Below are 12793 nucleotides of genomic sequence, written 5' to 3' on the forward strand. Positions count from 1 at the left end.
TACCGGCAGCTCAGATGATGCGCGAGAAACGTTGCGTACTCTGCTCGCTCTGATAGGCATCAAACAGCATGCAGATCGAGCGGATCAACAAGCGCCCGGCTGGCTGCACGCGGATGCTGCGGGGCGTCAGTAGAATCAGCCCGTCACGGGCCATCTGCTCCAGCATGGGCAGACAGTCGGCGAAGTAGTCATGAAAGTCGATGCCAAAGCGCCGCTCGATGCTGGCAAACGACAACTTGCAATGGCAAATGAGCTGCGCGATCACCGCGCGCCGAATATGGTCGTCGGTATGGCAGACCAGTCCGCGGCAGGTCGCCAGTTCGTCTGCCTGCAGGCTCTGTTGATAGCGCTTCAGATCACTGGTGTTCTGACTGTAAAGATCACCGATCTGGCTGATCGAAGACACCCCGAGCCCAATCAGATCACAGTGGCCGTGAGTGGTGTAACCCTGAAAGTTGCGCTGCAGCTCGCCGTTGTCCTGGGCGATGCTCAGGCTGTCATCGGGCAGCGCAAAGTGATCCATACCAATGTAGCGGTATCCCGCGGCCAGGAGTTGCTGCACGCTGTTCTCGAACATGCGCAACTTGTCTGCCGGGGATGGCAAGTCGGCGCTGTTGATGCGCCGCTGCGGCATGAAGCGTTCTGGCAGATGGGCGTAATTGAATACCGACAGACGATCCGGCTTGAGCGCAATGATGGCATAGACCGTGCGCGCAAACCGTTCCGGCGTCTGTTTTGGCAGGCCGTAGATCAGGTCGATATTGATCGAGCGATAAGCCAATGTACGCGCAGCGTCCATGACCGTCTGGGTTTGCTCTGGACTTTGCAGGCGATTGACCGCCAGTTGCACCTCGGCGTCCAGATCCTGCACGCCAAAGCTGACGCGGTTAAAGCCCAGCTCACGCAACAATCCCATGGTGGCCCAGTCGGCCTCACGCGGATCTATCTCGATGCTGTAGTCACCGCCATCGTCGTCGTGCAATACAAAGTGTTCACGCAGGCAGGCCATCAGCTCGCGCAGTTCGGCGTGGCTGAGAAAGGTCGGGGTACCGCCGCCGAAGTGCAGCTGTTCAACCCGCTGCTGCGGGCCGGTATGGCGGCTTACCAGCTCTATCTCGCGCTGCAGCGCCGCCAGATACTCACGGGCGCGGCTGCGGTCCTTGGTGATCACCTTATTGCAGGCGCAGTAATAGCAGATGTTGGCGCAGAACGGGATGTGCACATACAGCGAGAGGCCGCGTTGCTGCTGGCGGCTATCATCCAGGGCATGCAGAAATTCGGTCGGCCGTATGCCATCGTGGAACTGCACTGCCGTTGGATAGGAGGTGTAACGCGGACCGGCGTGGTCGTAGCGACGAATCAGGTCTGCGTCCCAACGAATAGAGCTAAGCATGGAGGTTCTCCGGCGCTATAAAGTCTGAGCTTGCAGACTACGCCGGGGGTTCTTACGAGGTTTTGACGCGGATCAATAGACGCCGGAATCCCGCCACCAGGCGATGAACGGGCGCACGCCGCTCAGCCGCCGGTGGCGTTCATGAAACGCAGCACCTGCACTTCGCCGTCAACGGCAAACTCATGGCGTGCCGGTTTGTGATGCAGGGCGCGCTCCAGGGCTTCGCGGATCGGCTCGTCGTTATCAGGGTGGCGGCGTACCAGGTCACGCATGTCCAGTGCGTTCTCGTGGCCCAAACACAGCAGCAGGCGGCCTTCAGTGGTCAGGCGCACACGGTTGCAGGTATCGCAGAAATTGTGAGAATGCGGTGAGATAAAGCCGATGCGGCTGGCGGGATAGCCCTCAACGCGCAGATAGCGCGCCGGCCCACCACTGGACTCATCGCTATCGATCAGACGATGCTGCCGGCTGATCATCTCGCGCACCTCGGCGCTGGAACAAAAAGCCTCGCCGCGCTCGCGGCCAACGTCGCCCAGCGGCATCTCTTCAATAAAGGTAATGTCCAGCCCACGCTGCAGGGCAAAATCGGTCAGCGTGGTTACTTCATCGTGATTGCGTCCCTTCATCACCACCACGTTCAGCTTGATACGCTCGAAGCCCGCGGTGCGCGCTGCCTCGATACCGCTGAGCACCTGGCCCAGTTCGCCGGTGCGGGTGATTGCCTTGAATTTGTCTGCCTGCAGACTATCCAGACTGATATTCAGGCGCTTGACGCCCGCCTCAGCCAGCGGCTTGGCCAGGCGTTCGAGCTGCGAGCCGTTGGTGGTCATGACCAGCTCATGCAGCCCTGGCAGCTGACTCAGGCGGGCACACAACTCGACGATGCCGCGGCGCACCAGCGGCTCGCCACCGGTCAGACGAATCTTGCTAACGCCCTGCGCTACAAACAGCCGGGCAATGCGCTCCAGCTCTTCAAGACTGAGAATCTGCGCACGCGGCAGAAAGGTCATGTCTTCGGCCATGCAGTAGACACAGCGAAAGTCGCACCTGTCGGTTACCGAGAGGCGCAAATACTCTATGCGGCGTCCCTGACCGTCCTGTAGTCGACCCTGTGTCATGCCTAGCTCCAGTTGCTACTTGATGGGCACTGTACCACGCTGGCTCAGGACTCGGACCAGCGCGACAGTGCCTGTTCATCGCTATCTCGCGCCTCGACCCAACGCTCGCCCTGCGGCGTGGTCTCCCGCTTCCAGAACGGCGCACGGGTTTTCAGGTAATCCATGATGAATTCGGTCGCCGCAAAGGCGTCCTGCCGGTGCGCTGAAGCAGCCCCCACAAACACGATCGGCTCTCCGGGTTCCAGCTGCCCGACCCGATGAATCAACTGCACATCCAGCAGCGCCCAGCGCGCCGCAGCCTGCTCGGCAATCGTCTGGAGGGCTTTTTCGGTCATGCCGGGATAATGCTCCAGCCACATACCGGCGACGTCCTTGCCGTCGTTGTAGTCGCGCACGTACCCAACAAAGCCGGTTACCGCACCGGTGCCGCGGTTGTCGCCGTGCAGCCGGTTGAGCCATTCGCCGGGATCAAACACGGCCTCCTGCACCACAATGCGCATATCAGCCTCCGGTCACCGGCGGAAAGAACGCCAGCTCATCGCCATCGGCGATAGCACTATCGAGCCCACACATTTCCTGATTGCGCGCGCACATGATGCGCGGCTCGGCCAGCACCTGCCACGGCTCGCCGCGCGCCAGCAAACGCTGACGCACATCCTCCAACGTGCGCAACTCGCCGTCCCAGGCAAGCTGTTCTGCGCTGCAGCCAAGCTGCTCACGGTAGCGGGCAAAAAACTGCAGGCTGATCATGGCGCCACCGCAGCCTTGTAATCACCGCTCTTACCGCCCGACTTGTTTAACAGCCGTGTGGCTTCAATCACCATGCCCTTGTCGACCGCCTTGCACATGTCGTAGAGCGTGAGCGCGGCCACGCTGGCCGCGGTCAGTGCCTCCATCTCCACGCCGGTCTGCCCGGCCAGCTTGCAGCGCGCCTGAATGCGCACTGCATCGGGCGCCTCCAGCAACAGCTCTACCTTGACGCTGGTCAGCATCAGCGGGTGGCACAGAGGAATGAGGTCAGCCGTTTTCTTTGCCGCCTGGATACCGGCAATCCGCGCCACCGCCAGAACGTCTCCCTTGGGGTGCCCGCCAGATTGGATCAGCTCAAAGGTTTGCGGGCGCATGCGCACCAGTGATTCGGCGAGGGCCTCGCGCGAGGTCACGGCCTTGTCGGTCACATCGACCATATTGGCGCGACCTTGTGCATCCAGATGAGTCAGCATACATTTGCTCTATCAGGTTCAGTGGGCTCTACTTTACTGGAATCAGGCCTGCGGTTCAGCCTCGGGAAACTGTCAGCGCGCAAAAGAGTCACAGGCCCAGACAGTGTTGCACGCACATTTGCGCTGCCGACGGCAGACCGCCGTTGCCGTCCCTTGAATTTCCCGGCAACAACCTCAGATAGGCAAAAGCTATCTGCAATTTAGTTGAAATTTATTTTAAGTATTCTTAATAGGCGCCTAGTATTGCACCTGTCTTCTCAACCAACGACGCAAACGACTCAACAAGGAGTTAATCGATGTCAGTTATCAATACCGAAATCAAACCTTTCAAGGCCCAGGCATTCAAGAACGGCGAATTCTTTGAAGTTACCGACGCCGACGTAAAAGGCAAGTGGGCGATCTTCTTCTTCTACCCCGCTGACTTCACCTTCGTTTGCCCCACCGAGCTGGGCGACGTTGCTGATTACTACGACGAGCTGCAAGGCATGGGCGTTGAAGTCTACTCTGTGTCTACCGACACTCACTTCACCCACAAAGCCTGGCACGATGCTTCCGAGACCATCGCGAAGATCAAGTACACCATGATCGGCGATCCGACTGGCACCATCACCCGCAACTTCGACAACATGCGCGAAGACATGGGTCTGGCTGACCGCGGTACCTTCATCATCGATCCGCAGGGCATCATCCAGGCGGTTGAAGTGACCAGCGAAGGCATCGGCCGTAACGCTGAAGACCTGGTTCGCAAGGTCAAGGCGGCTCAGTACATTGCTGCTCACCCAGGCGAAGTCTGCCCGGCCAAGTGGAAAGAAGGCGAAGCCACTTTGGCTCCTTCTCTCGACCTGGTAGGCAAGATCTAAGATTGCCTGATGACCCGGCCCGCAGCGGAGCGCCACGCGCTCCCGGTTGGCGGGCCGGGTTTTTTACGCCCAGAATTTGACTATTTGTTTAAAGGACACGCACATGTTGGACGCCAATCTGAAGAAACAACTGGACACGTACCTGCAGAACATCGTTAACCCGATTGAAATCAGCGTGTCCGTCGATGACAGCCCAAAGGGCAAAGAATTACACGAACTCGCGGTCGAAATCGCCGAAATGTCGAGCAAGATAGGCCTGGTAGCCGCTGACGACAAACGCACGCCCAGCATGGGCGTTGGCCCCAGTGGCCAGCCGTCGCGCGTGCGCTTCGCCGGTATCCCGATGGGCCACGAGTTCACCTCACTGGTACTGGCGCTGCTGCAGTCCGGTGGCCACCCCTCCAAGGCCGATCCGGCGCTGCTTGACCAGATCCGTCACCTGGAAGGTGAGTTTCACTTCGAGACCTATATTTCGCTGTCATGCCAGAACTGCCCCGATGTGGTTCAGGCGCTGAACCTGATGGCGACCCTGAATCCCAACATCACTCACGTGATGATTGACGGCGCCCTGTTCCAGGATGAAGTCGATGCGCGCCAGATCATGGCAGTACCGTCGGTTTACCTGAACGGCGAGCATTTTGGTCAGGGCCGCATGACGCTGCCCGAAATCGTCAACAAGGTCGACAGTGGAGCTTCCAAGCGCCGCGCCGCCGAGCTGAACGAGAAGAAGCCCTACGACGTGCTCATCGTTGGCGGCGGCCCGGCTGCCGCTTCGGCCGCGATCTACGCCGCACGCAAGGGCATTCGCACCGGTATCGTGGCTGAACGCTTTGGCGGTCAGGTGCTCGATACCGTGGGTATCGAGAACTTCATCTCCGTGCCGTACACCGAAGGCCCCAAGCTGGTCGCCAGCCTGGAACAGCACGTGAAAGAGTATGACGTCGATCTGATCACCGAGCAGACTGCCGCCAAGCTGACCACTGGTGATTACGTGCAGATCGCACTGGAAAGCGGCGCCACACTGGAGAGCCGCGCCGTGATTCTGGCCACCGGTGCACGCTGGAGAGAAATGAACGTGCCTGGCGAGCAGGAGTACCGCGGCAAGGGCGTGGCGTACTGCCCGCACTGTGACGGCCCGCTGTTCAAGGGAAAACGGGTGGCGGTCATCGGTGGCGGCAACTCGGGTATCGAAGCAGCCATCGATCTGGCCGGTATTGTCGAGCACGTTACCGTGCTGGAGTTTGCCGACACCCTGCGCGCCGATGAAGTACTGCAGCGCAAGGCACGTTCGATGCGCAACATCGACATCATCAAGAGCGCGCAAACCACCGAAGTACGCGGCGACGGCAACAAAGTGGTTGGCCTGACCTACAAGGACCGCACCACCGAAGAGCTGAAGCAGGTCGATGTGGCGGGTATCTTCGTGCAGATAGGTCTGGTGCCCAACACCGAGTGGCTGAAAGACAGCGAGCTGAGCCTGACCCGCTTTGGCGAGATCGAGATTGACGCACGCGGCGCCACCAACATTCCCGGCGTGTTTGCCGCCGGCGATGTCACCACGGTCCCGTTCAAGCAGATCATCGTCGCCATGGGTGCCGGCTCGACCGCGTCACTGGCAGCGTTCGACCACCTGATCCGCACGCCTGACCCGGCAGCGGCCAAGGAAGAAGCCGTCAGCGCCTGATCGCCCGGCTGCACTAACGCAAAACCGCCCCATGGGGCGGTTTTGTCGTTTCTGTGAACCGCAGGCGCTTAACTGGGCAACCAGAGCGAGTCGAGATTTCTGAACGGCCAATCCTCGGGGTTCTCCCGGCCGACAATACGATCCTTCTCATGCTCGCTGGCCAAATCAACGACGGTTACCGGCGTGCCCTGCTTGAGTCGAATCGAGTAGAACACGCTCACCTTGGGTACCAGCAGCGACTCCTTGCCCTGCTCCACCACCACGCCCAGACGCTGCGACTCAAGACGCACCAGCGAACCGACCGGGTAGATTCCCAGCATCCGGACGAAGAGCTTGAACAGCGCGGGGTCAAAATGCCCCTGCCAACTCGCCATTCGGCTGAGCGATTCCGAGGGGTCCCAGCCAGCTTTGTAAGGTCGATTGGAGGTGATGGCGTCATATACATCACAAATGGCGCCTACCCGCGCCAGCAGCGAAATGTTATCGCCAGCCAGGCGTTCGGGATAACCGCTGCCATCCACTTTTTCATGGTGATGCAGACAGACGTCGAGCACCGAGTCCGGCACGCTGTCCCATTCCAGCAACAACTTGTGCCCCTCGCCCGGATGACCACGCATGATGGCAAATTCATCGTCGGTGAGCTTGCCGGGCTTGTTCAACACCGCCTCGGGCATGACCGCCTTGCCCATGTCATGCAGCAGGCCGGCCATACCGGCTTCCAGCACCTGGGGCTCGGACATGCCCAGCGCACGCGCCATACCCACCATCATGGCGGCAACGGCTACCGAGTGCAGGTAAGTATATTCGTCCTTCGTCTTGATGCGGGCAACGCTGATCAACGCATGCGGGTTACGGCTGAGCGAGCTGTTCATCTCGGTGACCAGCTCGCTCAGGCCGGCGGTATTCACCACCTGGCCCAGGCGCACATCAGTAAACATGGCCTTGACCGCCTGTTTGCCGCGCCGAAAGATCTGCTGCGCGCGCAGCACTTCATCGGCCATCGAACTGGCTTGCAGGTGTTCAGCCGGTGCAGGGGGCGTTTGCGTAGCCTCAGCGGCCTCAACCGGGCTGGCTGGCGCCACTTCTAGCGGTTCTTCAATGGCGGGCTCTGGCGCTGCTACATCCAGGCCTTTACTGGTATCGATCACCAGCTCGCTGACTGAACTTTCTTTGATCTGGTTAAGCGTTTGCCGGTCTTCTATCAGCATCTTGCTGGACCAGAATGGGTGCTGTATCCACGAACCACAAAAGCGTTCGACGTACATGCCTATGCGGACTTCATCTGTGGTAATTTTTTTTAACATCGTTACCGGACGTCCCAATATCACTGTTGAGCAAGCATCCTTACCACCTCTATCTGCAGGGGCCCGCGTTGAAATCGGGCGCCTCTAGATGCATACGGCATAGCCATTTGCCACACCCAGTATAAGCAGCCAGCTAAGCGCCTGAACAGCGACTTTAGTCGTCCTCGAATAATTCTGTGCGCGTGTCTGCCGCTGCAGAAAAGTCTGCTCCCATCTGTTCGTTAAGCGCTTGCGGAGAAAACCGCAGCAGGCAACCTTCGCCCTGCAGATCAGGCAAAGCTGCGGCGCCGGCGGCCAGCGGGTCAGCTTCAGCGAAGTCGTCGTCGAACGCCTTCATTTCGGCGCAGCGTGCTGGTTGTAGGTTTGCATGGCACGCAGGATATCCCGGCGACTGATCTGCCCCACCAGCTTGCCCTCATCAATCACCGGCAAGCGGCGCCGGCGCATGCGAATGAAGTGCTCCGCGGCCTTGACGATGTCGGCGTCCGCGTCGATGGTCTCCACCACCACCGTCATCACCGAGGCGACCGTGCCACCAGCTTCCTCGAAGTAGCTGCCAGCCAGGATACCCTTGAGGCAGTCACCCTCTGACAGCAGCCCAATGAGATGACCGTGCTCATCCAGCACCGGCGCCCCCGAAATCCGGTGGGCAAGCAGGCGATCAATCGCCCGAAACAAGTCCATGTCGGCGGTAAAGGTCACCAGATCCGACGTCATGTAATCGCGCACTTTGACCGATTTCAGCATAAAGCCTCCTGCCTTGGGTTGTCCCCTTACAGCTTAGCTGAACACCACAGTTTTGTTGTCGTGGACCAGCACACGATCTTCCAGGTGATAACGCAGGCCGCGAGACAACACCATTTTCTCCACGTCCTTGCCCAGGCGTACCATGTCATCGGCGTTGTGCCTGTGGGTAATGCGCACAACGTCCTGCTCAATGATGGGGCCGGCATCCAGCTCTTCAGTCACGTAGTGGCAGGTGGCGCCGATCAGTTTCACACCGCGCTGCGCCGCCTGGTGATAAGGACGTGCGCCCACAAAGGACGGCAGAAAGCTGTGATGAATGTTGATAATGCGATGGGCATACCGGGCGCAGAGTTCGGGCGGCAGGATCTGCATATAACGCGCCAGCACAATACAATCGGCCTGCTGCTCGGCCACCAGTTCGTTTACCTCGGCAAACGCCGGTGCCTTGTCTTGCGGATTGACCGGCACGTGATGAAAGGGAATACCATGCCATTCAACCATACTGCGCAAATCATCATGATTCGAAATCACGCTGGTAATATCGCAATCAAGTTCACCGCTATGCCAACGGTGCAGCAAGTCGGCCAAACAGTGCGATTCCCGACTGGCCATCAACACCACTTTCTTGCGCTGCGCCGAATCGCTGACGCGCCAGTCCATCTTGAACTCATTGCCGATGGGCGCGAACGCGGTACGTAATCCATCCACATCAAACGGCAATGAATCTGCGCGAATTTCGTGGCGCATGAAGAACCAGCCAGACAAATTATCGGAGTGATGATTGGCTTCGGTAATCCAGCCGTTATACGCCGCCAGAACATTACTTACCTTGGCAACAATACCGACCCGATCAGGGCAGGCGATGACCAACCTGAAAGTACGCATTTTCACTCCTCTATCAATTACCAAAACAACAAAACAATGATCAACAAAGACACCCGGCCGGCGCGAATTGTCAGCCAGCCTGATGAGCTGGACGTCCAGGCGCAGGCGCAACGCAGCGCTCTGGCACACCGAGGCGGGCATTCTAACCGTTAGCACGAAGCAGTGGCAGCGAAATAATGCCTGTTGCAGGATTGTTCAAGCCAGGCCGAGGCACTTAACTTGAAAAAGTGGCCAATTGTCAGAGGGAAGTTACAACTTGTTGTAAGGAAACATTGTATAAACTACTATTACAACGTTTTCGTCTATCACACCCGTTACAAAAGGTAACTTCCATGTCCATGCTGCAAGAATATCGTCAGATTGAAGAAACCATTCGCGAACTTAACGAGCGCCTTCAGTCATTGTCCAATGACGACAAGCTGAAAAAAGAAATTGAGTTTGAAGAAAAGCTGCGCAGCCTGATGGGTCAGTACAACAAGTCGCTTAAAGATGTTGTTGGCATTCTTGATCCTGACAATAAAGTTGCTGCAGGCAAAAAAGCCTCCACCGGCAGCAAGCGCGCACGCAAGGTAAAACAGTACAAAAACCCCAACACCGGTGAAGTTATTGAAACCAAGGGCGGCAACCACAAGACGCTGAAAGCCTGGAAAGAACAGTACGGCAGCGAGAAAGTTGAATCCTGGATGACCATTCTGGGTTGAAGTATTAATCGCTGAAGCAAAAAACCCGATGCCAGGCATCGGGTTTTTTTATGCGTGCAATGTGCTTAGTCGCACTCGATGCCGAGCCTTCGCGCGCGCCCTTTCGCCTCAGCCTGCCAAGCCAGTAGCAGTGCCTGCTGCTGCGCATCAGCCTCAGGCAACAGCGTGTTGATGCCCTGCATGAAGTCGTTCAAGGTGATGGGCGCGCCGGGTGCGGTGCCGGTAAGGCGATCCCGGCAGAACTGCTGCCATTGCGCCCGCTCCTGTTCATTCAGCGACGCCGTAAAATTGCGTGCGCGATAGCGAAACAGCATGTCTACCAGCCGTTGATCACGCAGTGGCCACTGCGTGGCCGCCAACGCACCGCCATCAGCCTCCCGGATCGCCGGCAGCAGCCGACGATCGGCATCACCAATAAAGCTGCCATACAGCTGCAGTTCCGGATCGTCCTCAGCGCCAGCGGGGTTATCCTGGTGCGCGTAGACGTGTGCCAGCAGACCTTGGGCGTCACCACGCCAGGCGGCAAGCTGGTCGGCCCGATGCAGCAACTGCGGCATATCCAGCTGCAAGCGCTCTATGTCTGCCGGCAGGAGCACCTTGGTATCGGCCAGTACCGGGGACTTGTTGATGTGCACGAGTTTCAGCCCGGGGCGCGCTTCGCCTACTGCCAACTCCTCGTGGCGGGTATACAGCAGACGGCGAATCTCTTCGGCCGGCTGTGCCATGATCAGCGCCGGGTCAGCGGCCAGGTCGTAGACAATCAGCGCGTTGCGGTTGGTTGGGTGCCAGCCCAGCGGCAGCACCAGGCCCAAGCCACTGCGCTCACGGCCAAAGCGTCCAGAAACATGCACCAGAGGCCTGGTGCTCTGCAGATCGATCAGTTCACTGACGCGGTGTTTACTGCGCAGCGTCAGCAGGTAGTCAAACAGCCGGGGCTGGGCTTGACGCAACAGCCGCGCCATGGCGATGGTGGCCCGCACATCGGCGAGCGCGTCGTGAGCCTGGCCGTGGTCAATGCCATTGGCGGCAGTCAGCGCTTCCAGACGCAGACTGGTGAAACCATCCTGCTGGGGCCAAACGATACCGTCAGGACGCAGCGCGTGGGCTGCACGCAACGCATCCAGCAAATCCCAGCGGCTGTTACCGCCCTGCCACTCACGGGCATAGGGATCATGGAAGTTGCGATACAGGGTAAACCGCGTCATCTCGTCATCGTAACGCAGGCTGTTGTAGCCGACGCTACAAGTACCCGGCACCATCATCTGCTCGTGCAGGCGATGAATAAACTCGGGCTCGCCAAGACCGGCGGCAACCCGCTCGGGCCCAATACCGGTGACCAGGCAAGCCATTGGGTGCGGCAGCACGTCATCGGGCAGTTGGCAGTCGATGCACAACGGCTCGCCTATTTCCTCCAGCTGCTCGTTGGTACGCACGCCGGCGACCTGCACCGGACGATCTCGGCGTGGGTCTATGCCCGTGGACTCAAAGTCGTACCAGAAAAAACTCTTGCTCATGCCCTGCCCCCGTTAACTGAGGAGAGCAGGGTAACGCAATGCCGCGGCTCAGGCATCCGCCGGCTGACTGAAGCTGAAATAGCGCTGCAGTACTGCGGCGAGGCCGGAAAAAGCATTGGGGTTGGAGGTAATGCTGAAACCGCAGTCGTAGTAGCCCGGGGTGATGTCCTGGCGACACCAGTGGCTGTGAACGCGAAAATGCACTTCTTGCGTTTGCTCGCCCTCGGTCGCGGGCAACTTGAGCATCAGGTCATATTCCTGGTCGAGCATCACCGGTAGAGCGGTTATCAGCATGATACCCAGCCGCGAAACATTGCCGACGTAGCCGAAGGGCCGATCGGTCTGGCTGTTGTACACACGCAGGAAGGCGCTGAGCTGATGACGCGGGATCTGCCGTTGCTCTATCGGCCGATCACTGCTGGAGCTGGGTACCACATGCATATCAACAACCCTCCCGGAGCTGCGCCAGCAATGCATTCTTGCTGGCCTGAACCCGGTCATTGGGAACCTCGACCCGGCGTCCGTTGGCATCTTCCTCGTACCAGAAAACCCGTTTGTCATAGAGCGCCAGTTGCTCACGCAACTTGGCACAGCGTGCGCTCTGCTGCTGTCTCAGCTGCGCATTGAGCTCACGTTGTTCAGCGCGTTCCTGCTCACGCACATCGAACAGACGCTGGCGATTCTGCTCGCTTTCGCGCACGTGTTCTTCACGCTCGACTACTTGCGGCCGCACTTCTATCTGCTCGGCGCCCTGGCGCGGACGCTGATCAAAATGCACTTGCCCCTGCGCATCGACCCAACGATAGATCTGCGCCTCGGCCTGCCCCAGCGCGCAGGTGGACAGCAAAGGCAGCAGCAACAGACGTAGCTTCATGACGGTTCCCGGTGAATCCCTGACCAGACGGTCGAGCATAGCCCACTGCTATCAACGATCCAAGCCCCGCTAATCCGACTAGCGCTATCAGCGTACCTGCGGCGCCAAGGGTTTATCCGGATCGTAATGACCGAGCTGGCGCAGGGTCTCCAGTCGCGCACCCGCGCGGTAGGCGTATTCGTTATGCGGATAATGATCAACCAGATAGCGATACACCTGGGCAGCATCCAGATAGAGCGCCTGCCGTTCCAGACACTGGCCGCGTAACAGGGAAATTTCCGGCTGCAGGTAAGGGCGCGAGCGGCTGACCCGTTCGGTCTCTGACAGCTGGCTGATAACCTCCGCGCAATCACCGCGGTCGTAGGCGCTGTAGGCCTTGCTCAGGTGCTTGCTGTAGGCCGTCGAACCGCAGCCGGTCAACAGCAGCAGGCCGGCAAGCAAGAGTGAAAACTGACTCGTCATGGGCATCTCGGCAAAAGGCAATGTTATT

At 59.0% G+C, this 12793-nt stretch carries 16 protein-coding genes; 3 read left to right on the forward strand and 13 right to left on the reverse strand.

From position 1 onward, the window contains the following. Positions 1–10: 10 nt before the first annotated feature. From hemN to moaC, 5 genes are all read right to left on the reverse strand, one after another. The gene (gene hemN, locus BLU26_RS06135; RefSeq protein ID WP_092284830.1) at positions 11–1393 is read right to left on the reverse strand and encodes an oxygen-independent coproporphyrinogen III oxidase; all 1383 of its coding nucleotides are present in this window, start codon (positions 1391–1393) and stop codon (positions 11–13) included. Between the two features lie 122 nt (positions 1394–1515). After that, a complete protein-coding gene (gene moaA / locus BLU26_RS06140) occupies positions 1516–2511 on the reverse strand; it encodes a GTP 3',8-cyclase MoaA (RefSeq protein WP_092284832.1) in 996 nt (331 codons plus the stop codon). A gap of 44 nt (positions 2512–2555) precedes the next feature. After that, a complete protein-coding gene (moaE, locus tag BLU26_RS06145) occupies positions 2556–3011 on the reverse strand; it encodes a molybdopterin synthase catalytic subunit MoaE (RefSeq protein ID WP_092284834.1) in 456 nt (151 codons plus the stop codon). A gap of 1 nt (position 3012) precedes the next feature. After that, positions 3013–3261: a MoaD/ThiS family protein gene (locus BLU26_RS06150; protein WP_092284836.1), complete on the reverse strand. Its 249-nt coding sequence runs from the start codon at positions 3259–3261 to the stop codon at positions 3013–3015. Next, complete coding sequence (moaC, locus tag BLU26_RS06155; RefSeq protein WP_092284838.1) at positions 3258–3734, reverse strand: cyclic pyranopterin monophosphate synthase MoaC; 477 nt, start codon at positions 3732–3734, stop codon at positions 3258–3260. The genes BLU26_RS06150 and moaC overlap by 4 nt, the downstream gene beginning before the upstream one ends. A 296-nt stretch (positions 3735–4030) precedes the next feature. On the opposite strand from moaC, the gene ahpC reads away from it, so the two are divergent. Further along, the gene (gene ahpC / locus BLU26_RS06160; protein ID WP_092284840.1) at positions 4031–4594 is read left to right on the forward strand and encodes an alkyl hydroperoxide reductase subunit C; all 564 of its coding nucleotides are present in this window, start codon (positions 4031–4033) and stop codon (positions 4592–4594) included. Between the two features lie 103 nt (positions 4595–4697). Beyond that, positions 4698–6278 (forward strand): alkyl hydroperoxide reductase subunit F, encoded by a 1581-nt coding sequence (ahpF, locus tag BLU26_RS06165; RefSeq protein WP_092284842.1) that lies wholly within the window; start codon positions 4698–4700, stop codon positions 6276–6278. A gap of 68 nt (positions 6279–6346) precedes the next feature. On the opposite strand, the gene BLU26_RS06170 is transcribed toward ahpF, so the two are convergent. The 4 genes from BLU26_RS06170 to purU form a co-directional block, all read right to left on the reverse strand. Next, positions 6347–7582: an HD-GYP domain-containing protein gene (locus BLU26_RS06170; protein WP_092284844.1), complete on the reverse strand. Its 1236-nt coding sequence runs from the start codon at positions 7580–7582 to the stop codon at positions 6347–6349. Between the two features lie 154 nt (positions 7583–7736). After that, complete coding sequence (locus BLU26_RS06175) at positions 7737–7919, reverse strand: hypothetical protein (protein ID WP_092284846.1); 183 nt, start codon at positions 7917–7919, stop codon at positions 7737–7739. Further along, positions 7916–8329, reverse strand: coding sequence for a CBS domain-containing protein (locus BLU26_RS06180; RefSeq protein ID WP_092284848.1), 414 nt, complete (start codon positions 8327–8329; stop codon positions 7916–7918). Before BLU26_RS06180 ends, BLU26_RS06175 begins: the two co-directional genes overlap by 4 nt. 33 nt (positions 8330–8362) lie before the next feature. Then, positions 8363–9214 (reverse strand): formyltetrahydrofolate deformylase, encoded by an 852-nt coding sequence (gene purU / locus BLU26_RS06185; RefSeq protein ID WP_092284851.1) that lies wholly within the window; start codon positions 9212–9214, stop codon positions 8363–8365. Between the two features lie 332 nt (positions 9215–9546). On the opposite strand from purU, the gene mvaT reads away from it, so the two are divergent. Continuing rightward, positions 9547–9915, forward strand: a complete 369-nt coding sequence (mvaT, locus tag BLU26_RS06190) for a histone-like nucleoid-structuring protein MvaT (protein WP_092284853.1) — start codon at positions 9547–9549, stop codon at positions 9913–9915. A 65-nt stretch (positions 9916–9980) separates the two neighbouring features. Here mvaT and sbcB read toward each other — a convergent pair whose 3' ends face one another. The 4 genes from sbcB to BLU26_RS06210 all read right to left on the reverse strand — a co-directional run bounded on the left by sbcB (position 9981) and on the right by BLU26_RS06210 (position 12765). Next, the gene (sbcB, locus tag BLU26_RS06195) at positions 9981–11429 is read right to left on the reverse strand and encodes an exodeoxyribonuclease I (RefSeq protein ID WP_092284855.1); all 1449 of its coding nucleotides are present in this window, start codon (positions 11427–11429) and stop codon (positions 9981–9983) included. 48 nt (positions 11430–11477) lie between these two features. After that, complete coding sequence (locus BLU26_RS06200; protein ID WP_092284857.1) at positions 11478–11870, reverse strand: hypothetical protein; 393 nt, start codon at positions 11868–11870, stop codon at positions 11478–11480. Between the two features lies 1 nt (position 11871). Then, complete coding sequence (locus BLU26_RS06205; protein WP_092284859.1) at positions 11872–12303, reverse strand: DUF4124 domain-containing protein; 432 nt, start codon at positions 12301–12303, stop codon at positions 11872–11874. 87 nt (positions 12304–12390) lie between these two features. After that, positions 12391–12765 carry a tetratricopeptide repeat protein gene (locus BLU26_RS06210; protein ID WP_172830645.1) on the reverse strand — a complete coding sequence of 125 codons (375 nt, stop codon included), beginning with the start codon at positions 12763–12765 and terminating at the stop codon, positions 12391–12393. Positions 12766–12793 lie beyond the last annotated feature (28 nt).

It is taken from the genome of Halopseudomonas sabulinigri, from assembly GCF_900105255.1.
Taxonomy (GTDB): domain Bacteria; phylum Pseudomonadota; class Gammaproteobacteria; order Pseudomonadales; family Pseudomonadaceae; genus Halopseudomonas; species Halopseudomonas sabulinigri.